This window comes from Blautia massiliensis (ex Liu et al. 2021), from assembly GCF_052064225.1.
In the GTDB taxonomy this organism is placed as follows: Bacteria; Bacillota; Clostridia; order Lachnospirales; family Lachnospiraceae; genus Blautia_A; species Blautia_A fusiformis.
Map to the genome: position 1 here is coordinate 1 of NZ_JBQHWA010000002.1, position 22,604 is coordinate 22,604.

General features: G+C 42.9%; 22 protein-coding genes. 2 read left to right on the forward strand and 20 right to left on the reverse strand.

Annotated features, from left to right (window positions below):
* The 12 genes from tnpA to ACTNDQ_RS00770 form a co-directional block, all read right to left on the reverse strand.
* On the reverse strand, window positions 1-389 hold a 389-nt coding region (gene tnpA / locus ACTNDQ_RS00715; RefSeq protein ID WP_441063229.1), incomplete at its 3' end, for an IS200/IS605 family transposase.
* 682 nt (window positions 390-1,071) lie between these two features.
* Window positions 1,072-2,520, reverse strand: coding sequence for a uracil-xanthine permease family protein (locus ACTNDQ_RS00720; protein WP_044962082.1), 1,449 nt, complete (start codon window positions 2,518-2,520; stop codon window positions 1,072-1,074).
* Between the two features lie 206 nt (window positions 2,521-2,726).
* On the reverse strand, window positions 2,727-4,103 hold the full coding sequence (locus ACTNDQ_RS00725; RefSeq protein ID WP_021652466.1) for a radical SAM protein: 1,377 nt from the start codon (window positions 4,101-4,103) through the stop codon (window positions 2,727-2,729).
* A 56-nt stretch (window positions 4,104-4,159) separates the two neighbouring features.
* The gene (locus ACTNDQ_RS00730; protein WP_015526279.1) at window positions 4,160-4,714 is read right to left on the reverse strand and encodes an HdeD family acid-resistance protein; all 555 of its coding nucleotides are present in this window, start codon (window positions 4,712-4,714) and stop codon (window positions 4,160-4,162) included.
* Between the two features lie 200 nt (window positions 4,715-4,914).
* Window positions 4,915-5,475, reverse strand: a complete 561-nt coding sequence (locus ACTNDQ_RS00735) for a TetR/AcrR family transcriptional regulator C-terminal domain-containing protein (protein WP_278795458.1) — start codon at window positions 5,473-5,475, stop codon at window positions 4,915-4,917.
* 155 nt (window positions 5,476-5,630) lie between these two features.
* Complete coding sequence (locus ACTNDQ_RS00740; protein ID WP_278795459.1) at window positions 5,631-6,959, reverse strand: hemolysin family protein; 1,329 nt, start codon at window positions 6,957-6,959, stop codon at window positions 5,631-5,633.
* Between the two features lie 262 nt (window positions 6,960-7,221).
* Window positions 7,222-8,904 (reverse strand): sensor histidine kinase, encoded by a 1,683-nt coding sequence (locus tag ACTNDQ_RS00745; RefSeq protein WP_330684099.1) that lies wholly within the window; start codon window positions 8,902-8,904, stop codon window positions 7,222-7,224.
* Between the two features lie 193 nt (window positions 8,905-9,097).
* Window positions 9,098-9,511, reverse strand: coding sequence for a cupin (locus ACTNDQ_RS00750; RefSeq protein ID WP_118608888.1), 414 nt, complete (start codon window positions 9,509-9,511; stop codon window positions 9,098-9,100).
* Window positions 9,512-9,538: 27 nt separating this feature from the next.
* Window positions 9,539-10,426, reverse strand: a complete 888-nt coding sequence (locus ACTNDQ_RS00755) for a fructoselysine 6-kinase (RefSeq protein WP_279198783.1) — start codon at window positions 10,424-10,426, stop codon at window positions 9,539-9,541.
* A gap of 26 nt (window positions 10,427-10,452) precedes the next feature.
* Complete coding sequence (locus ACTNDQ_RS00760) at window positions 10,453-11,463, reverse strand: SIS domain-containing protein (RefSeq protein WP_118512701.1); 1,011 nt, start codon at window positions 11,461-11,463, stop codon at window positions 10,453-10,455.
* Window positions 11,464-11,532: 69 nt separating this feature from the next.
* Entirely contained in the window at window positions 11,533-12,348 is an 816-nt protein-coding gene (locus tag ACTNDQ_RS00765) for a sugar phosphate isomerase/epimerase family protein (protein WP_279198763.1), read from the reverse strand.
* Between the two features lie 129 nt (window positions 12,349-12,477).
* Window positions 12,478-13,815 carry an anaerobic C4-dicarboxylate transporter family protein gene (locus ACTNDQ_RS00770; RefSeq protein WP_279198764.1) on the reverse strand — a complete coding sequence of 446 codons (1,338 nt, stop codon included), beginning with the start codon at window positions 13,813-13,815 and terminating at the stop codon, window positions 12,478-12,480.
* Between the two features lie 520 nt (window positions 13,816-14,335).
* On the opposite strand from ACTNDQ_RS00770, the gene ACTNDQ_RS00775 reads away from it, so the two are divergent.
* Window positions 14,336-15,052 carry a GntR family transcriptional regulator gene (locus ACTNDQ_RS00775; protein WP_279198765.1) on the forward strand — a complete coding sequence of 239 codons (717 nt, stop codon included), beginning with the start codon at window positions 14,336-14,338 and terminating at the stop codon, window positions 15,050-15,052.
* A gap of 84 nt (window positions 15,053-15,136) precedes the next feature.
* Here the strand turns inward: ACTNDQ_RS00775 and ACTNDQ_RS00780 are convergent, their stop codons facing one another.
* Entirely contained in the window at window positions 15,137-15,784 is a 648-nt protein-coding gene (locus tag ACTNDQ_RS00780; RefSeq protein WP_279198767.1) for an HAD family hydrolase, read from the reverse strand.
* Between the two features lie 316 nt (window positions 15,785-16,100).
* Between ACTNDQ_RS00780 and ACTNDQ_RS00785 the strand changes: the two genes are divergently transcribed.
* On the forward strand, window positions 16,101-16,244 hold the full coding sequence (locus tag ACTNDQ_RS00785) for a hypothetical protein (RefSeq protein ID WP_441063237.1): 144 nt from the start codon (window positions 16,101-16,103) through the stop codon (window positions 16,242-16,244).
* A 94-nt stretch (window positions 16,245-16,338) separates the two neighbouring features.
* On the opposite strand, the gene phoU is transcribed toward ACTNDQ_RS00785, so the two are convergent.
* From phoU to cysK, 7 genes are all read right to left on the reverse strand, one after another.
* Entirely contained in the window at window positions 16,339-17,022 is a 684-nt protein-coding gene (gene phoU / locus ACTNDQ_RS00790; protein ID WP_022427023.1) for a phosphate signaling complex protein PhoU, read from the reverse strand.
* 4 nt (window positions 17,023-17,026) lie between these two features.
* Window positions 17,027-17,785, reverse strand: coding sequence for a phosphate ABC transporter ATP-binding protein PstB (gene pstB / locus ACTNDQ_RS00795; RefSeq protein ID WP_021652472.1), 759 nt, complete (start codon window positions 17,783-17,785; stop codon window positions 17,027-17,029).
* A 9-nt stretch (window positions 17,786-17,794) separates the two neighbouring features.
* On the reverse strand, window positions 17,795-18,709 hold the full coding sequence (gene pstA, locus ACTNDQ_RS00800; protein ID WP_148446276.1) for a phosphate ABC transporter permease PstA: 915 nt from the start codon (window positions 18,707-18,709) through the stop codon (window positions 17,795-17,797).
* On the reverse strand, window positions 18,699-19,556 hold the full coding sequence (gene pstC / locus ACTNDQ_RS00805; RefSeq protein WP_119239474.1) for a phosphate ABC transporter permease subunit PstC: 858 nt from the start codon (window positions 19,554-19,556) through the stop codon (window positions 18,699-18,701). Before pstC ends, pstA begins: the two co-directional genes overlap by 11 nt.
* A 123-nt stretch (window positions 19,557-19,679) precedes the next feature.
* Window positions 19,680-20,543, reverse strand: a complete 864-nt coding sequence (locus ACTNDQ_RS00810; protein WP_278795460.1) for a substrate-binding domain-containing protein — start codon at window positions 20,541-20,543, stop codon at window positions 19,680-19,682.
* A gap of 153 nt (window positions 20,544-20,696) precedes the next feature.
* Window positions 20,697-21,131, reverse strand: a complete 435-nt coding sequence (locus ACTNDQ_RS00815) for an RrF2 family transcriptional regulator (protein WP_114001811.1) — start codon at window positions 21,129-21,131, stop codon at window positions 20,697-20,699.
* Between the two features lie 453 nt (window positions 21,132-21,584).
* Entirely contained in the window at window positions 21,585-22,517 is a 933-nt protein-coding gene (cysK, locus tag ACTNDQ_RS00820) for a cysteine synthase A (RefSeq protein ID WP_015526291.1), read from the reverse strand.
* Window positions 22,518-22,604: the final 87 nt, after the last annotated feature.

A 22,604-nucleotide genomic window follows, 5' to 3' on the forward strand; every position in this document is an offset into this window, starting at 1 on the left:
TCAATATAACGGCGGATATTTTCCTCCGATACAGATCCGATCGTTTCCACATAATAGGAATGGTTCCACAGCTCTCCCTTCCATAGCTGGTTTCTTATTTCCGGAAAACGTTCGAACAGTTTTCTGCCGGTGATTCCCTTCAGATACTTGACGATCGCTGTTATGGACAGTTTTGGTGGAGCTGATACAAAGCAGTGGACATGATCACCTTCACCACATTCAAATAAATGAACAGTAAAACCTTTATCCTCAGCGATCTGCTGCACCAGTTCCTTTAGGTATTCCTCAATTTCTGGGTTTAATATCTTCCGCCGGTATTTCACCGACCACACCATATGGTAATTAATATTACACACACAAGTCCTGTAATGTATTAGATTTTCTTTCATACATATAGTATAACATAACGAGTAAAAATGCGCAACAGAAATCGAACATATTTTCGAATGATTATATGCCGGTTACGGCATTAATATCAAGGGATTGGGAGATTATTATATTATTTCAATGTGCAGATATGCACAATCTTGCGCTTTCATCTCGGTAATTGAATTGCCGAGGATTCCCGCTTATTGTCCTAAAAATGTTGCTTCATCCATAGGTGTACGCATAAAATCACCTGCTTTCAATAGATATATATCATATTACTACAATCCAAGCTGAATTTCTATTATCTTTCTTATCCTTTACAAATAAATTATTTCAATCCTATTTGATGAATATAATTTCAGTCTAGCACAATATGGGCGAAATCACAAGAAGATTATTTCGACATTTTACCTCCCAACAGAGCGGCACAGCCTCCCCTCCTCAACACCCCCGAATCCCGCACCCTGTCAGAACATTCACGCCCACCATAACGTAGAACAGCGGCGTGGCCAGGAGGGGAAGAGTGCGAGAAGGGGAGACGGCCTTCGCAACTCCGAGTGCTTCCCCTTCTCGCAAATTACCGCCTTCCAAAAGGCCGAACCTTTATCCTAAAAATAAAAACATATAAAAAAAGAGACCGTCAGACCAATAAAGTCCAACAGTCTCAAAAAAGAAAAAAACTCTTTTTATTCTTACACTTTTTTATTTATTCTTAACTTTCTCCAGCATCTCCTCAGCTCTCTCAATCTCACTCTTCTCATCCTTCGGAAGAACAATATTAAGAATAATAGCAAATACCGCTGCCGGAACAATACCGGAACCGCCGAAGATCAGGCTGATCGCCTGTGGCAGATGCACCAGGATCGCTGTATTGGAGCCAAGTCCATAACCAAGACCAAGTGCTACGGAAACGATCGTAACATTTCTCGGTCCGATTGGCCACTTGGTGATTAACTGGATACCGCTGACAACAATGGATGAGAACATCATAACAGCAGCGCCGCCAAGAACGCTCTGCGGCATGATGGAGATCAGTGCAGCAAGCTTCGGGAACAGTCCGCATGCGATCAGGAAGATTCCTCCTGTAGCGATACAGAAACGGTTTACAACCTTATTCATTGCAACCAGACCAACGTTCTGGCTGAAGGATGTGTTCGGAAGCACACCGAACAGTGCTGCGAAGGAAGATCCAAGTCCGTCACACATAACACCACCGGAAAGCTCTTTGTCTGTAGCCTCTCTTCCAAGACCACCCTCTGTGATTCCGGAAATATCACCAACTGTTTCAACTGCAGTTACAATAAACATGATCAGGATCGGCACGATCGCACGTGCGTCAAACACCCATTTTACAGGCATCAGTGCCGGTACCGCAAACCATTTTGCCTGAGCAACCTTGTCCCAGTTGAGAACCCAGGCCTTTGTAGCCTCCACAGTAGCACCTGTGTCATCTACATATGTAAATGTTGTAGGAAGTACCATAGCCATGATACTTACCAGAACGTATCCCACGATAATACCGATGAGGATTGAAGAAAAGCTTGTGAAGCCTTTTGTTCCATGCTTCAGTACAATGATCACGATCAGAACTACAAAGCCTACGAAAAGGTTTTCAAGAGAACCGTAATCCTTTGCGGAGCTTCCGCCACCGAAAGAGCTGATTCCCACACCGATCAGTGAAAGACCGATTGAAAGTACAACCGTACCTGTTACAACAGATGGGAAAAATTTTCTCAAGGGCTTCAGAAAGCTTCCCAGAACAGTCTCAAAAAGACCGCCGATAAAGCAGGCTGCCATAATCGAACCATAGGCAACGACACCATTTCCCATGACTCCGGCAACACTCTGACATACGCCGATGAAGCCTGAACTTGTTCCCATAACGATAGGAAGCTTGCCACCGACCGGTCCGATCGTAAAGACCTGTACAAGTGTAACAATTCCTGCGATCAGCATTGCATTCTGAAGTAATGCAACCTGAAGATCCCCTCCTGCTTCGATCCCGCAGGCTGCCGTGATGATCAGAAGCGGGGTAAGGTTACCCACAAACATGGCAAGCACGTGCTGCAGTCCAAGGGGAATTGCCACCTTAAGAGGTGGGCGTCCATCCAGCTCATAAGGGCTGGCTGTGTTTTTCTCCTGTTTTTCCATAATGAATCCATCCTTTCTTTCCCTATGTCCTGACGATAACATAAAAAAGAAGGCAGTTATACCCACTGCTGAATATAACCGCCCTGTTATCTGTCAGTACACGTATCGTGTCTCTTCTGTTTCGACACTCTTATCTGAACTGTTATTTCAGACTCCTGAAAAACGGGTTCATTATACAGTATCCCAACATCTATATCAAGTGTTAATTAACAAGTTGTTGATTTTTTTGCAGCTTTTTTTGCCTGGCTCTCACTCCAGAGCTCATCGGCCTGTTTCTTCCATACCTCTGCATAGTGATCACATTTTGCACAGAGATGCTCCGCTGTTTCCGGAGACTGAAGATCTGTAGATTTCGCTCCTGCACGCTCAACCATCTTGCGGAGAAGCTCAGGATTTTCAAGCATCGGACATGGACGAAGCATGTTTTTGTTGAACGGCTGACCCTTGTGATACTCCATAAAGATCGGGCTCTTCAGCGCCTCAAGGAGTGTACATTCTTTAATGTTCGCATTGGAGAAATGAATGAATACGCAAGGATCCACGTCTCCGTTTGCATTGATATGGAGGTAACGACGGCCACCTGCGATACATCCGCCTACATACTCTGCATCGTTCTGGAAGTCCATAGTGAAGAGAGATTTTGTGGCACGGAATCTGCGGACGCTGTCGTACATTTTGATTCTCTGCTCCGGTGTGGGAAGGAGATCTGCTGCTGCATCATTTCCAACCGGCATATAGTGGAAGAACCATGCAAAATAAGCTCCGCACTCAATCAGATGATCAAAATACTCCTCACTGCTTACTGCATCTACGTTTGCGGATGTGTAGCATGTGGAAACACCGAACGGAAGGCCGTGACTCTTCAGAAGCTCCATGGCGTGCATAACCTTCTGATATACACCATCACCACGACGTCCGTCTGTAGTTGCCTCTGTTCCCTCAAGGCTGATAGCCGGAACGAAGTTTTTCACACGGAGCATTTCCTGACAGAATTCTTCGTCAATAAGAGTTCCGTTTGTGAAGGAAAGGAACTCGCAGTCCGGATTCATCTCACAGATCTTAATGAGATCCTTTTTGCGGACCAGTGGCTCACCGCCTGTGTAGATGTACATATAGGTTCCCAGTTCTTTACCCTGTTTTACGATAGAATCGATGGTCTCAAGATCCAGGTTCAGCTTGTGGCCATACTCTGCTGCCCAGCATCCTGTGCAATGAAGGTTACATGCGCTGGTAGGATCAAGAAGAATTGCCCACGGTACATTGCAGTCATTCTCTTCTGATACCTTTTCCTGCGTTGCGCTTCCCTTAAGACTGGCATTTACAATAAAGTTACGGAAAAATGTCTGGCGTACGCCGGCATCCAGCTGATACATACGAAGGATCAGCTGATACCAGTTGTCCTTTGCCTCGATGGAGTGACGGATCGCATTTCTCTGTCCTGCATACCAGCCATCCGGTGTTACTTTATCAACCATTTCCATGATCTTCGGTATGTTTGTCTCCGGATCCTTCTCAAGATAATCCAGTGCTTTTGTTACGGTAGCTGCGATCGCTGCCTGTTTTGCTTTGTCTACGATTCCCATACTCTATTTCCTCCTATGTTATTATCTAAAGTGATTGGTTATTTTTATGTTTATGTTTAAAGCCGACTCTTGATGATCTTGATCGTCAGGATCCCGACCCATAGATTGAGGATCCCTTCCAGTAAAATGGAAAATCCCACCAACACCATCATCATAGCTGCTGCTTCAAATGGTCTGATAAAAACCAGAACTCCGATCACTCCGGTGACCAGTGCGATCAGCAGGATCTGCCACCACAACGCCAGACCGAATCTCTTCGCATCTACAGACATCTGGATCTTAAACAGGGCATCTGCCAGGATCAGGATTCCGAACACGGAAAAAATAAGATCCACTGCGAAATTTTTTCTGGCTATCAGGATCACTCCCACTGCCATCAGCAGGATCCCGAAAGCCAGATCAAACTGAAATGCCAGACAGAAAGCATCTCGCGTGAAATATCCGCTGATCTTAATAGCTCCGTACAGGATCAGCATGATTCCCATGAGCACGCACAGCATTTTTACAGAGCTTTTGGGCCTTGCCATCAGAAAAATACCCAGCACACAGAACAGTAATGACATGACGATGTAGATGTTTTTTACAAGCTTCAGCTGTTTCAGGTCATCCATACGTTCCCTCCTTGATAATTTTTTCTCATTTATTGTACTGAATTATACATCACTGTGTCGTTTAAAAAAACAGACAAAAAAGAGCCAGTGCCTAAATTTCAGACACCAGCTCAAAATTAACCGTTTCTATACCTTAATAAAATTCGAGGACATTCCTGTTCTACAGTGAATGGATATTTTTAATCTTCATTTAGTTGAAATCATAGCTTTTCTTTCAGATTTTTGTACTGAATCTCAAGGCTCTTCTCGTAAATATACTCCAGCTTATGCATATCTGACAGGATATCATAATCCATATCATGCCGCAGCCAGTCCAGGATCACTCCCACAAATACACATTTATAATACCGGCTTATAAGATGCCTATCTTCCTGATCCATTTCAAAGTCTCCGACCGCCCTGTTGATCAGCTCCTCCACCACACGCTCTGCGGCATGATCCAGATAATCGGCAAATACATCCCTCTGGATCGAGCGGTACAGATGTATCATGGCTTTTTTGTTCTTCTGAACTGCATTGACAAGGATTTCCATACAGTCGCTGACTGATTCCGGTGCTTTCTGATCCTTCAGAATGTCATTCAGCTCTTCCCCTACCATTGCTTCCACCGCATCCGGAATATCCCTGAAATGATAGTAAAATGTATTTCTGTTTACTCCACAGCGTTCCACAATGTCCTTTACCGTAATCTTGGACAATGGTTTTTCGTTCATAAGTTCCGTCAGTGTATGCAGTATGATCTGTCTTGTAAAACCTGGCATTTTCTCTCCCCCATCACAAGCTTTCCTCGGGTTATTTCCTTATTATGTCATAAAAATAACATACTTTCAAGCAACAACATGTTCGAAAATGTCCATAAATCCCCGGAGATCTTTCTCCCGATAACTGTCCCATGACCTGGCTGAACAAGGTTTTGTCAGATCTCTTCTTTCTGTTCCTGCACTTTTTTCTCTGGCTGAACATGAACGATCCCCTCCACAACGGTATGGTTTCTGACCTGATTTACCACAATATCCAGGTTTTTCCAGCTGCATCGGAACTGTTCTCCGTCCTCCGGTACACGTTCCAGAACTCCGCAGACAAAGCCGCTGAAAGTATCATATTTTTCTACAGGAAGCTCCACATTTATGACCTCTGCCACATCATCCAGGATCGCTCCTCCCTGTATTTTCCAGATATGTTCTCCTGTCTTCTCAATATCATCCGGCTTCGGCAGATCTGTCCTGTCGTCAATATCTCCCACCAGCGTCTCCACAAGATCATGCAGAGTGACAATTCCTACAAAGCAGCCATATTCATCCAGCACTACTGCAAAATAATCCCGTTTCTCCCTCATTTCCCGGAAGATCAGGTTGGCACGCATGGATTCCGGTACAAAAAACGGTGAATAACAGGCATGATGCAGAACAGCTTCTCTGGATCTGTCATCCAGGCGGAAATAATCTCTGGTGTCCAGAATATGGATAATATCATCCTGATCTTCCCCGCATACCGGATAAAAGGTGTGACGGTTCTCTCTGATGATCCGTTCCCATTCCTCATCGGAGTCTTCCATATAGAGGACAACCACATCTCTTCTGTGTGTACAGATCTCATCTGCCGCAGTATCATCCAGGTCAAAAACATTCTGGATCATCTCGCTTTCTTCCTGCTGGATGCTGCCCTGTTCATTTCCCTCTGTAAGCAGCATACGGATCTCTTCCTCTGTGGCCTGCTCCTCTTTTTCTTCCGGTTTGATCCCCATCAGATACAGCACACCATTGGCAGTTACTGTCAGAAGTGCAGTAGCCGGCCAGACTGCGATCATCGCGATCTTAAGAAGTCCTGCCAGACGCAGAGACAGCTCATCCGGATTTTTCATTCCCAGACGTCTTGGCACCAGTTCTCCGAACAGAAGACTTACATAGGAAAGCAGTATGGTCACAATGATCATGCATACGATCTTCAGAACATTCTGTGGTACATCTATCCCTGTCTTTATCAGTGCCTCTGTCATCGGCTGTGCAAAATATTCTGCCGCAAAAGCGCTCTGCAGAAATCCTGCCGTAGTTACCGTTACACGGATCGCTGTCATAAAATGTGCCGGCTGTTCTGTAAGCTTTATCAAAATCTGCGCCCGGTGATCTCCCTCTTCTGCCAGCTCCCTCATCTTTGCTTCATTCATGGACAGAATCGCCATTTCCGCACCTGCAAAAACAGAGTTCAGAAAGATCAGTAACACCAGTAAAACAATTGCCTGTATCATATTTTTATTCCCCTCAGTATAGTCGTCCGGAATTATTCCGAACCAATTATAATACAGAAAGCGGACCGTTATCATCCGCTTTCCTGTTGCTTATTCTGATTATTATTACATAAGATAGCATAACCCTTCCGGTCTGTCAAACCATCAACCTCCAACCAGCAATATACTACGATATAAAAAACAGCAGATGCATACAACAGAACGGCCTTTCATCTTCCACTCTGCTGCATGCCTATGAACATCATCGCTGCACGACCTATGTTCACTCTGCTGCTTCCTCTTCCATATGATGTTTCGGAAATTCCATAATGATCTCGGTTCCCTGTCCCGGCTCACTGTTAAGCCACAGCCTGCCGTTCAGAGTTTTTACCCCGTGCTTCACAATGGAAAGGCCAAGACCGGTTCCGCCGATTTCCTTGGAATGGCTTTTGTCCACCCGATAAAAGCGTTCAAAAATGCGTTCCTGATTTTCCTTCGGAATACCGATCCCTGTATCCCGCACATTCACGCGAACTGCATCCTCGCCATCCTTCAGTCTCACAAAGACCTCTCCACCCCGGCGGTTATATTTGACAGCATTATCGCAGACATTATAGAGAACCTCTTCCATGATCGTCGGCACTGTATCCAGCACTGTACTTCCGCCTTCCATATACATATGCACTTCCTGCTTTTCGGCAGCTTCATGTAAGGTAGAAAAAATATCATGAGTCAGGCTGTAAAGATCCAGTTTTTCCCACTGATACGGCAATCCGCCCTCATCCAGACGGGAGATCCGGATCACATCCCCAACCAGACGAATCAGTCTCTGCGCTTCCTTATAGATGCGTCCTGCAAAAACCTTCACATCCTCATCCTTCACAAATCCGTCCTGCATGATCTCAGCAAATCCGGAAATGGAAGTCAGCGGCGTTTTCAGTTCATGGGAAACATTGGCGGAAAATTCTCTTCGCAGCTGTTCCCTTTCTACTTTTTCGGTCACATCCACCAGAAGGATCACCGCACCCTCTGTCTTATTTTCTCTTGTGACAGGATTGGCGATCACCTGAATCTCACTGCCATCCAGACGAAGGATCTTGTTCTCATGCTTTCCTTCAAGGACCTGCCCAACGACACCTCGAAACTCCTCCGAGCGGTTCAGAAGATATACACTTTCTCCTGTTTTGATCTCCTTTACCTTAAGAAGCTTTCCCACACTGGAGTTGACAGAAAGTACCATGGTATAACGGTCGATCACAAGAAGTCCCTCCTGCATGTTCTCCGTGATAATAGAAAATTCTTTCTGCTGTCTTCTGGCTGCCTCAAGCTGCAGACGGATCTGCCGGCTCTGTCTGCCGATCTTGCTGAGAAGCGGCTGTACCTCATCATAGGCATCATTCTCATCCGGATGCTCCAGATCAAGCCTATTAAGAGGTTCCACAACCTTCCCGGAAAGCCTGGATGCAAATACGCCAGACAGGAGCAGCATAAGTATCAGAACTGCAGCAAAAGGCGGAAGCAGCTGCAGGAGCAGCATCCATACAGAAGCCTGGTTACTGGAAACTCTCAGCACATTGCCATTTTCAAGGCGTACTGCATAATACATTGTTTTTTCGGAAAGCGTGGATGACATTCTTTCATCCGCACCTTCTCCGTTGATCTCTGCTTCACGGATCTCCTTGCGATGTCCGTGATTATCCATGCTTTCCACATTTGCCTCATTGTCGTAGATAACTTTTCCACTTTCATCCACATAAGTGATCCTGGAATCCTCATCATTCAGCTTCTTCAGATAATCTGTCCCGGTACTTTCCACACCTCTGGAAATATACACGGCTTCTTTCTTCAGCTCACCCATCAGCTGTCCCTGAAAATAGTGATAAAGGATCCCCACGACAAATGCCAGTCCCAGTACTGTGATCAGTGATGAAACCAGCATGATATACTTAAATATTTTTTTACTCAAAGCTCAGCCCTTTCCTTTCTCCGAAATCTATATAGCATTTTACAAAAGCAATGTAAAAATAATTATCCGGAAAAAGTTAAATCCTTGTAAATTTCATCTTATCATAAAAAACAGGGAGAATGTGCTTAAACAAAAGGCACATTCTCCCTGTCTTTTCATAAACGATCAGATACTGGCTCTGTTTTATCCTTGTTTATTTTGCAAAAAGTTTTTTTGCATTTTCCTGAATATACTTCACCTCTTCTGCAGTCAGATCCATAAAATCGCTGTTATCCATAGAGCAATTAGAATCCTGTACATACATCATCTTAGTATCTTTCTGAGTAATAGAATAGAACCATACTTCCTTTGGTACATTGTAAACTTTACCCTGCTCCATTAATGTAAGTTCGATATCAAATTTACCTTCTTTACGCTCTGCTGTAATAAGAATTGCTTTCCCCTCTGCCAGAATAAACTGTTCGTCTGTGGAATGATGGATCTCGAGATGTGCGATTCCTTCAATATCATTATCCGGTTTCCAATTCTTGATGCATACAAGCCATTTTTCATTTTTGTAAACACAGAGAATACCTTCTCCATTATTTTCATACATATCTGGTTTCATTGTACAAATCCCCTTTCATACATGTTTTTACAGTTCTGTCTTTCCTTCAATCGGAACTCCATAGCCAAAAGCACCTTCCATTGCACATACCTTTGCGGAAAAAGCAGCACCCTTATTCATTGCGGTTAACAGACGTTCTTTCATTTTCTCATCGCTTTCCTCAATAAGAATTCCATCCTTTGAAGTTTCCAGCAGGGAGCTTAAGAAAGCGGAAAAATAACTGTCTCCGGCGCCCATGGTATCAATAGCATTTTCTGCATATATAGCTTTTGTATAATAAAAATTATCTTTATAAAGCACCCATGAGCCATCTTCTCCGATTGTACCAAGAACGATCTTAACTCCGGCTGCCTGTGCTTTTTTCATCTCTTCTTCCCGTTTCTCTGAACTCAGATGTGCGCAGGACATGATTGCCACCGTTACATACGGACATATCTTTTCAAGATATTCATCTGTCCATCTTGTAGAAAAATCATAGGCAATCGGTACACCGGTTTTTTCTAATAAGGAAAGTTCTTCTTCAATATAAGAATTCAGATTCGTGTAAATAAGCTGAAATCCTTTTATATATTCCATGTCTTCTTCTGTAAAATCAAAGGCATGTTCCTTGGCGATTCCACCCTTATTTGATCCAAGAAATACACGATCATTTCCTTTTAATGTGACAAGGGCAAAACCGTTTTCTCCTTCAAAATATCTGCAATGGCTATAGTCAATTTTCAGCTCTTTCAATGTATCCTGTACACATTTCGCAACCTCATCGTTTCCAAATTTTCCAAGATATGCCGTTTTAGCACCATTCATTCCGGAAAATGCACAGGTATTTACGCACTGTCCACCTGGATACATTTTTCCCCTGGAAAGATATTTATCACATACGTTATCGCCTATTGCGATGATCCTGAAATCCTTCATCTGTACCACACCCCGGCTTTCTCTGATTAGTACTCTACTTTCCACATATAGCGACGGGTTGGAAGCGGATGCTCACGTTTCTCAGCCAGCTCATGATTGTAGATCGGGTACACGTTGTTGAACAGAGAATGATTGAAATAATCCACTACAGATGCATCAATAGTAGATAATCCAAGCTCTTTTGCATCCAGAACTTCGATACGTTTTCCATATTTGTTCAGGAATTTCAATGCTCTCTCATCAAGTTCTCTTGTAGTTCCCTCGGAAATCTGGATCATAAATGCGCGATTTGCATCTGTGATCTCAAATGGTCCATGGAAAAATTCACCTGTGTGAATGCTGCTGGAATCCAGCCACTGCATCTCCATAAAAATACAGATACTTTCCATATATGCTGCGCCATAACCTGCGCCGCTTCCCATTGTATAAATAACAGTATCATCTTTATACTCTTCAGCAAATGCCAGTGCTCTCTCTTTTACGTGCTTTCTTGCATTTTTGATAATATTGCTGATCATTCCAACGCCTGCATAGAATTTGTCATAATTCTCATATCCTGCAGTCTGCTGTAAAGTTTCTACTGCAACAAGAAGTGCACACATTGTTTTCTCACCTGCATAATCAATATTTCCTTCCAGATGATCCGGGCTTGCATCAAACTCATACTGAACAATATAGTCACCAAACTCTACGATTTCAGACTCTGCCAGCCATGTAAGAATGATAACGGAAGCGCCCATCTCTTTACCAAGCTTTGCAGCTGCAATTGTTTCCGGTGTGTTTCCTTTATGACAGGAAAGGCAGATGATAGAATTCTCACCAAAATCTTTCGGTGTGCAATGTACAAACTCGTTACTGCTGATCAGTGCACATTTAATATCTGCACTTTCTGTCTCCATGAATGTTTTTGCAGGATAAAGTGCTCCGAGAGAACCGCCGCAGCCTACAAAATATAAAGATTTTACTCCTCCTTTTTCTTTTTTGTCCTCAATAATCTCTGCAATAATGTTTTTAATATCTGTACTTCTGTATCCCATTTTTGTTCTCCTTTTCTTTTTAATCTTGACTTTTTAGTTTCTATATAAAGTGGAAAGATATCCACCTTATTAACTTAATTCTGTTGTGTTACTCCTAAGCCATTCTGTAATGTCATCAATTACCTTATCCGGATCACAATAATAACGACGGTCACATATTTCAAAAGAAATTGTCCCCTTATATCCTCTGCGCTTCAGATCCTCATAATGCTTTTTCATTGGAAAATCTCCATCTCCGGGAACTGTATGTCCCCGATCGTTAAAATGCACATGAACAAGCTGAGCACCTAAATTATCCATATAATTATCTATGCTTTCTTCGGCATAGGTCATCTGATCCAGATCTACCATACCATGTATGTGAGATGAACCTGTTTCTTCTATCATTCGTTTCAGATCTGAACTTTTTATCAGCACATTCGTTGTTGTTACCTTCAACTCCTCCAGCATCAGTTCCACATTCTTTTTCTCACAATAAGCCCCCAACTGTTGCAAAGAATCCCTGCAGTACTTCCATGCCTCTTCCGGTGACTGATCGAAATATCCAAATCCGGTACTGATCTGGACTTTGTGACAGCCAAGAAATTCAGCCGTATCAATAGCTCGCTGATAATAACGAATACTGGACTCACGTGTTCCTCTGTCCTGTGTGCAGAAATTAACCGGGTATGTACAATTCTCCGGTGTCATTGCCATAACACTTAGGTTTCTTCTCCTGATCTCCTTTTCCAATTCAAGTAATGAAAAAAGAGAATAATCAAATATGTTAAACTGTGGTGCACTACAATACAAATCAATACTGTTAAATACTGACTGCTCTACCTTGTCCAGAAATTTCTTCAGAGGATATCTCAAATAATGATAATTCATTGGTGCAAATTTCATTTTTTCCTCCTATATTCTCTATGATGCTTTGAAAACACTTCTCTTATATTGGATAGTCGGATCATAAAGAAGGGAAAACACTACACAAAGTCAGGATTATAAAAATCTCCGACTATCCAATCAATTAAATCAGAAAATTACTGCTCCAAGTGCAATTGCTACTACTACAGAGACTACGGTACAAACAAGACCCGGAAGCATGTAACTATGATTCAGGACAAATTTACCGATTTTTGTAGTACCTGCTGAATCAAACGCAATAGCTGCTACACACTGGCCAGAAGCAGGAATAAAATAATTGGATGAGCATGCGATCCAGCCAGCCACAATAATGTTCACCGGAAGCCCAAGCGCAATTCCGATCGGAACCATGATCATAGTAGTAGATGACTGACTGGTTGTAATAGCTCCTACAATAAACACTGCAACGATATAGATCCATGGATGCTGATTTGTCAGCGCAGACATATTATCTGTAATAAAGGAAGACTGATCTGCGATGAATGTATTTACCAGCCAACAAAGACCGAATGCTAGAACTACTGCAAACATACCTGTACGAAATACTGGCTGATCCAGAAGCTTGTTACTGTCTGTTTTTGTAAGAAGAACCATAAGTGCTGCTGCAACCAGCATGAAAATCTCAATAACTGATGTCAGCGGAAGGCTTGTTTCATCTGCAAATACCGGAACAAGAGATTTTACTGCACCAAGTAATACGATTCCAACCATTGCAATAAGAAAGATTGCTACGGAAATCTTTGCCTCTTTTGTTGCCTGGAATTTTGTTTCTTTTTCGTTTCCCTCTAATGTTTTTTTTGCAAGATCTTCAATCTCACCAGCTGCAACTCTTCTCTGAAACTCCGGATCGTCCTTCAGTTCTTTACCTTTTTTCAGAACAGAAAATGCTGCTGCAACTGTACCGATCAGAGTTGCCGGAACACATACCAGAAGCAATGTGAAAATATTTACAGATGTGTACTGTGATTCTGCAAGAAACGCCAGTACACTGACAGTCGCTGCCGAAATCGGACACGCTGTGATTGCCTGCTGTGATGAAATAATAGATGCGGAAATCGGTCTTTCCGGACGAACTCCTGTTTCGATGGAAATTTCATTGATAACCGGAAGAAGACTGTAAATAATATGTCCTGTTCCGCACATAAAAGTAAAAATATAAGCAACGATCGGCGCCAGAACCGTTACCATTTTGGGGTTTTTACGAAGGATTTTCTCCGCAATCTTTACAAGATAATCAAGTCCTCCACAGGACTGCATCATTCCAGCTGCACAGATTACTGCGATCATGATTAAAATTACAGTTACAGGTGGATCTGATGGTTTTACATGAAGCCCAAATGTCATGATCAGCATTCCAATTCCACCTGCAAATGCTAAAAACGGTCCACTAAGGCGAACACCCACAAAAATAATCGCCAGGACGATCAAAAGTTCTATCCAAAACATAAACTCTACCTCCCAATTTTCATTTGTTTTGATAGTATCTAAAGATCATGCGCATATCTTTATTAGTAGTACATACAATTGTAATTTCATATCTCATGTTTGATATGTATTACTTTGTATCTGCTACAATAGTATATCTGTAAAACTCCTTTGTCAATCCCATTTGTTTTTTTCGCTTAATTTTACAATTTTCCCTACTTGTTTTTGTTGTATCTGCACAATAAAAATACATTATAATACATATTCTATTTCGAAATATATCTTTTTCGCACTTATAAATGCACCCATAGATGTATTTATCAATATCATCCAACTCATTCTCTGTATTATATTGTTATATTAGAATCATAAAAGTTTGTATTTTATTTTTCAATATTTTTTTCTTTTTTTGCTTAAAAAGAACAAATCTTCATATACAAACAGTTTTAAATGTATTATCATATATATACAAAAAAGTATTTAACTATAAAATCAGATTACAATATCTGTTTTTTATTTATCGGAAAGGAGTTTTCATTAAATGGAACTTGATAATGCCATAGCCACACCACTTTATAAACAGCTTGAAGAACTGATCCTAGACAAGATCACCAGTGGAACACTTACTCCCGGCAGTAAACTCCCGACAGAAAATGAACTAAGCGAACAATATCATGTCAGTCGTGTTACTGTAAGAAAAGCCCTTGCTGCACTGGACAGCCAGGGATACCTGGAGAAGAAATCAGGAAAAGGAACCTTTATCGCAGAAAAAAAAATGCAGCGTTCTCTTTCTCCTGCTGTTGTAAGCTTTTCTCAAATGTGCCAGCGCATGAACAAAAAACCCGGAGCAAAAACCATAAAAATTGCCATTGAAGATCTAACTCCTCATGAAGCAGAATTAATGGGACTTGATGAAACCGAAAAAATTTTAGTAATAGAACGTATTCGCTATGCGGATGATAAGCCTATGCTTCTGGAAATCAATAAATTCCCAGAGTCCTTCTGTTTCCTGTTCAGCGAAAATCTGAATAATACATCTTTATATGAGCTTTTGAAAAATAAGCATAATATTGTCTTTGATCATTCTTCCAAAACCATTGACATTACCTTTGCTTCTTCAAGAGATGCCAAAATACTGGGAATCACAAAGGGTTATCCGCTTCTTCGGATCGACAGCATTATACATGACTCAACTTCTGCCTATACACAGCTTTGTCTGCAGCTGTGTATTGGAGATAAATACAAATTGATCGTCTAAATACCAACATGATCAACATTAAAAAATCCCCGGGAGGGGCAATTTTGAACCCCCCGGGGATTTTTTCCTAACAGCTATCCATACTCACTGTATCTTTTTCCATTTTTCTTCAAAAAGAGCATAATCATTCCACAAGGTATCTGCTCCTGTAGTATCTTGCTGTACTTCCGCTCCTTTATATCCTATCACATAAGCTCCTGCTGCTTTTCCTGCCCGGATTCCAGAAGGAGAATCCTCTATGATCACCGTTTCTTCCGGCATAACTTCCAGATACTCCATTGCTTTCCTGTACCCCTCCGGGCTGGGTTTTTTCTTTGTTACCATATCACCGCAGATCAGAACCTCCGGAAAGCTCATAAGCTTCATCCGATTTAACGCCGTTACAATAAGTCTGGTGCTGGTAGATGATACAATACCAATTTTATACCCTGCCGTTTTCAGCCAGACGAGAAATTCTACCAGTCCTTCCATAGGCTTCAGATCCTGACTGTTCTCATATACATTACCAAGTGTCCTTCTTTCTTCCAGAAATTCCTCTGCTGTTTTACAGATTCCATTTTTTTCGAGCAATTTTCTTGTTGGTTCTTTTCCATCTGTTCCTATATATGAAATTTTTTCTTCCATACTCAAAACCGCACCGTACTTAAAAAACAGTTCCTCTGTATAAGCAAGTGTCTTCATTTCCGTATCTGCGATCACACCATCAAAATCAAATAATACTGCCTTTTTCATTTTTACCTCTTTTTGTGATTGTTTATAACTCATCAATAACATATATTAATACATTTATTATCATGCGTCAATTATTTTTCCTATACTATCTTTTATTTTCATCCAGTGTTTTCTTGTTAAATATATTTATATGTGTATTTTATACAATTTTTATCTTATATTTTTTTATATTATGCCGAAATATACAATGCCCATTGACATTCCATATAATTTTACACATAATTGTATTAAATACATTTTAATACTTTAAAAATAAAGATCTGTGCACAATCTTTATATAGCAACTCAAAACTAACGATGAAAGAGGTTAATGCTTATGAAATCATACAAATTTCTGGCAGCCATAACTGCCGCAGCTATGATCAGCACCATAACACCAACCATGATATTTGCACAAGAACAGGAACAAAAATCCGAAAACAGCAGCCAGACAAGCGATGAATATTCTTTATATGTTTGATAAATATTAAAGAAAAAAGTGCTGTGATATCCTTTCAATACCACAGCACTTTTTTACAATAATGCAACTCTTTGCAATCTGCTCTTACTTATTTCTATTCCTCAACAAAATAGTTATCTGTATGACTGGAACCGCTTCTGTGGTTTCCTGTGATAGAATATTCCACCCACTCTGCAATGTTCACAGCGTGATCACCGATACGCTCGAAATATTTTGCAGCCATAAGGATATCCAGACCGATGCTTGCATCCGGCTTTCCGTTATTCAGGACCTCGGCCAGCTTTTCCTTAATATCATTGAAGGCATCGTCCACCTTATCATCATCGTCAATAACCTTTCTGCAAAGCTCAAGATCACCCTTTACAAAGGCATCGATGCTTTCTGTAACCATCCGGACAGTATCCTCTGCCATCTTCCGGATATTAATGATATCTCCGGTAACTGCTTTGTCCTCGATATGCTTGGACAGATCCGCAATATCTGCTGCCTGATCACCGATGCGTTCCATATCGGAGATCATCTTCAGCGCTGCGGAAATGGATCGCAGATCTCCGGCTACCGGATGCTCATGAAGAAGAAGCTTCATGCAGAGATTTTCAATCTCTTTTTCCTGTGCATCGATCTCTTTTTCCGTCTCAAAGATCTTGCCAATGAGAGTCATCCCGCCTTCACCCTGAATAGCTTTGGCAGAAAGTGAAATTGCTTTTTCGCAGAGACTTCCCATGGTGATCAGTTCCACGTGAAGCTCTTCCAGCTGTCTTACAAAACGTTCTGACATAATATCAACCAAACCTTCCTGTAATATAATCCTCTGTACGCTTATCTGCCGGCATGGAGAACAGCTTGTCTGTATCCGCAAATTCCACAACCTCACCAAGAAGGAAAAATGCTGTCTTGTCGGAGATACGGGTTGCCTGCTGCATGTTATGTGTGACCATAACAATGGTGTAATCCTTTTTAAGCTCTACTGCCAGATCCTCGATCTTGGAAGTGGAGATCGGGTCCAGGGCAGATGTGGGCTCATCCATAAGAAGCACCTCCGGCTGTACTGCCAGGGCACGGGCAATGCAGAGACGCTGCTGCTGTCCGCCTGACATTCCAAGAGCACTTTTTTTCAGGCGGTCCTTGACCTCATCCCAGATTGCCGCATCACGGAGAGATTTTTCCACGATCTCATCCAGTTTTGCCTTGGAACGGATACCGTGTGTTCTCGGACCGTATGCAATATTATCATAAATGCTCATCGGGAACGGATTGGGCTTCTGGAATACCATTCCCACACGTTTACGCAGAAGATTCACGTCCATATCTCCGTAAATATCTTCCCCGTCAAGCTCTACCTTTCCTGTGATGGAACAGCCTTCCACAAGGTCGTTCATACGGTTTAAGGATTTCAGAAGTGTGGATTTACCACAGCCGCTTGGTCCGATAAATGCTGTGATCTCTTTTTCCGGGATCTCCATATTGATTCCCTTCAGGGCATGAAAGTTTCCGTAATGGAGATTCATATTGTCAATTGAAATTTTTGTATTTTCACTCATGATCGATCATTATCCTTTCGCAATTTTTCTGGCTACCAGACCGGACAGTCCGTTGATAACAAGTACAAATGCCAGAATGACTACTGCTGTTGCAGATGCCTGGTTTACATGAAGTCCCTCACTGGAAAGCACATACATGTGAAGTGCCAGGGTACGTCCGGAACCCATCAGGCTGTTTGGAACTGCCGCAACAGTACCGGAGGTATAAAGAAGTGCTGCAGTCTCACCTACCACACGTCCGATGGCCAGGATCACACCTGCCAGGATTCCGGGAACTGCGGAGGGAAGTACAATCGTAAAAATAGTACGGAGCTTGCCTGCTCCAAGTCCGAAGCTTGCCTCACGGTAAGAATCCGGAACAGATTTCAGTGCTTCCTCAGCGGTACGCATGATCAGGGGAAGTACCATGATCACCATGGTCAGGGCACCGGAAAGAAGAGACATGCCCCAGTGCAATGCAGTTACAAAGAACAGCATACCGAACAGACCATATACGATGGATGGAATACCGGAAAGTGTCTCTGCGGTAATACGGATCAGCTTTACAAAACGGCTGCCTTTTTTTGCATATTCCACAAGGAAGATCGCTGCAAAGATTCCTACCGGAGCGGCAATCGCCAGAGATACCAGTGTCATGATCAGGGTATTGATCAGTGACGGGAGAAGGGAAACGTTCTCTGAGGTATAGGTAAGGCTGAACAGACTTGCATTCAGATAGGGAATACCTTTTACAAGCACATAGCCGATCAGGAAGAACAGCAGTGCAAAAGTGATCACTGCTCCCAGCAGTGTAAGAAATGCCAGGACTCCTGCACCAGGATGTCTTGCATAAGACTTCAGCTGGTCTCCTATGGTAAGTGTATTTCTTTTTTTCATGGTTGTTTCTGCCGCAGGATCTGCGGTCACTGATACATTAGTTTGCATTCTCCGCCCTCCTGTTCAGCAGTGAAAGACTTAAGTTGATGATCAGGATAAATACAAAGAGTACAACTCCTGTTGCGATCAATGCTTCTCTGTGAAGTCCTGATGCATATCCCATCTCTGTTACGATGTTTGCAGTCATGGTACGGACACCCTGAAGAAGTCCCTTCGGCATACGTGGCTGGTTTCCGGCTACCATGATCACGGCCATGGTCTCACCGATGGCACGTCCGATCCCAAGGACAACGCCTGCCAGGATTCCTGACTTTGCTGCCGGAAGCATAACAAAGAAAATGCTTCTTTCTTTTGTTGCGCCAAGTGCAAGTGATCCTTCATAGTAGCTTTCCGGAACGCTTCGTACTGCCGATTCCGTAACTCCGATGATCGTCGGAAGGATCATGATTCCCAGAAGGATACATGCTGCCAGCATACTGCTTCCGGTTCCTCCGAACAGCTGGCGGATCAGCGGTACCAGGAGAACCAGACCAAAATAGCCATATACGATGGATGGAACGCCTGCCATAAGCTCAATACCGGATTTCAGTGGTTTATAGATTTTTTTCGGGCAATATCTTGCCATGAATACGGATGTAAAAAGTGCGATCGGAACTCCGATAAGGATTGCTCCTGCAGTTACATAAATACTTGCCACGATCATTGGCAGGATTCCGAATTTATCGTTTGTTGGTCTCCATTCTGTTCCGAAGAGGAATTTTAAGGGACCAATCTTTCCCATTGCAGGAAGGCCGTTTGCAAAAAGGAACACACAGATAAGAAATACTGCGAGAACCGATGCACAGGCCGCAATGAGAAAAACGACCTTCATGGCCTTTTCTCCTAAATGATTCATAAGACACCTTTCTCTCTGTTCCAGTGGATATCCACTGTGCTGATATATAACGGAGCGGCTTTCCTGACCTTGTCATGATCGCCGCTCTTTGTAAGATACTTCAATCGTTTTTTACCTGGGAATTTATTTGGTCACGTCTTCCCAGTCTGTGATATCACCTGTGAAGATGGATTTTACCTGGTCACTTGAAAGCTCCTCAAGATCATTGTCGTTGTTTACGATGACTGCGATACCATCTTTTGCGATCTCTGTAGCTTTAACACCTTTCTCTGTTTCCTCGTCCTTCAGCTCACGGGATGCCATTCCGATATCACATACACCCTCTGTTGCGCTATTGATTCCTGTTGTGGAGTCGCTGACCTGAACCTCTACTGTGATGTTTTTGTTTGTTTTCTGATATGCCTCTGCAAGCTTCTCCATTACAGGTCCTACGGAAGAAGATCCCATAACTACGACTTTGCCTTTTGCATCTCCGGCTTTGTATGCCTCTGCTTTTTCATCTACTTTGATGTAGCCTTCTTTTTCGATGATGTCCTGTCCGTCAGAGCTCATGATGTAGTTGATGAAATCCTGTGCTGCATCGCTGAACTTGTCGCCTGTTACGATGTTGAACGGACGTGCTACCTTGTATGTATCATCTGCAACGTTCTCTGCTGTTGCCTCTGCTCCGTCGATCTTTACTGCTTTTACTGTATCGTTGAGGGAACCAAGGGATACGTATCCGATAGAGTTCTCATCGCCTGCTACTGTGGTAAGCATTACATCTGTGTTGTTTGTGATGCTTGCTTCCTGTGTTGTCATATCTACTTTCTCTCCGTCTTTTTCTTCTTCGATCCCAAACAGCTCTACGAATGCTCCACGTGTTCCGGATCCGTCCTCACGGGAAATTACGTCGATCGCTCCGGATGGTGCTGCCATTACAACGGTTCCCATTACTGTAGTTCCGATAAGTGCTGCTGTTAAGATACCTGCGATTCTTTTTTTCATGATTTTTTCTCCTCATTTCTATGATCATTTTTACTTGCTTACTGCTTAAATACAGGTGTTATTATAGGAATGGAAGGTAAAATATAAAATCGCGGTTTTGTAAAATGTTAGTAAAAAAATGTGATATAAAAAAAGCTGCTTGCGCAGCTTTTTTTATATGATATATTCGTCCGCCTTCACGGATTGCCAGTTCATCAGGTCTTCCAGTGTTATATGATCTACCACACCTTTGATGGCATCGTCCAGCTTTTTCCAGAGGATCTGGGTGACGCAGTTCTCCTCACGGTCACAGATGGCTCCGTTGTCGTCCAGACATTCCACAGGGGAAAGGCTTCCTTCTGTGAGACGAAGGATCATTCCGACCGTGTATTTATCCGGGGTCTGCTGCAGTGCATAGCCACCCTGAGGGCCACGGACACTGCGGACAAAGCCTGCTTTGTTCAGAATGGAGATGATCTGCTCCAGATATTTATCGGAGATCTCCTGGCGCTTCGCCACATCCTTCAGGCGGATCGGTTTTCCTGTATAATTTGTAGCAAGATCCAACATCAGTCTCAGCGCATATCTTCCTCTTGTAGAAATCCTCATGTAATATTTACCTCCAATATTTCAGTATTCTTCTGATTTATAGCATTTTGCTCTTTCTGTTATTGTGCAGCTGTTCAGCCGGAAATATTCCTCTGTATTCCATGACCGGCACCCTTCTCTGTGATGCACAGGCAGCTTCCTGTATCTTCTTTCATAGGAAGCAGAATCTGCTTTGCAGACTTTATTCTTTATATTGTTAATAGGTTTTATTCGTTTTCTCTATTATACCTGAAAAAGCTACAAGATACAAGCAAGTCCACACACACTGCTTATTGCTTTTCGCGGAGCCTTACCAGTGAACAATAACCACAGCCCCACAGAGGGCTTACTTAATTCGATGAAATCAAGAATAAAACCGGCGCTCCGGCAGCCTGCTTGGACAGGCATTCAGGAGCGCCGTAAATAATCCCGCAGAATCACGCTTCAGGGCAAAAGAAGCGGTCTTCGGATCGATTATTTTGTAAACAGTGGTGTGGAGTAGTAACGGTCTCCACTGTCCGGAAGAAGTGCTACGATCACTTTCCCCTTGTTCTCCGGGCGTTTTGCAAGCTGAATCGCAGCATAGAGAGCTGCACCGGAGGAAATTCCTGTAAGGATTCCCTCTTTCTTGGTAAGGAGTTTGGATGTTTCAAATGCATCCTCGTTCTCTACCGGGATGATCTCGTCATAAACCTTGGTGTCAAGTGTGTCCGGAACAAAACCTGCGCCGATACCCTGGATCTTATGCGGGCCTGCTTTTCCCTCAGAAAGTACAGGAGAAGTTGCAGGCTCAACAGCAACTACCTTCACATTCGGGTTCTGGCTCTTCAGGTACTCACCTGTACCTGTGATCGTTCCGCCTGTGCCGACACCTGCCACAAAAATGTCTACCTTTCCGTCTGTGTCATTCCAGATCTCAGGACCTGTTGTTGCTGCATGTGCCTTCGGGTTAGCCGGGTTCTCAAACTGTCCCGGGATGAAGCTTCCCGGAATCTCCTTGGCAAGCTCTTCTGCCTTGGCAATGGCCCCCTTCATTCCCTTGGCTCCGTCTGTGAGAACCACCTCTGCACCATATGCCTTCAGGATGTTTCTTCTCTCAACACTCATGGTCTCCGGCATGGTAAGGATCGTCTTATAGCCCTTGGCAGCTGCGATGGCTGCAAGCCCGATTCCTGTATTGCCGGATGTTGGCTCAATAATGGTTGCGCCTGGTTTCAGAACGCCTTTCTGCTCTGCATCTTCGATCATTGCCTTACCGATTCTGTCCTTAACGCTTCCTGCCGGGTTAAAATACTCGAGCTTGGCAAGTACTGTAGCCTCAAGTCCCTCAGACTTCTCTACGTTCTTAACCTCTACAAGCGGTGTGTTTCCGATCAGTTCCAGTGCGCTTCCGTAAATTTTACCCATGATGATATCCTCCTTATTTCCTTTATGTCCATTTCCTTATTTCCTAGTAACTATATATGTTTTCTGTGATTTGATTGAATTATATCA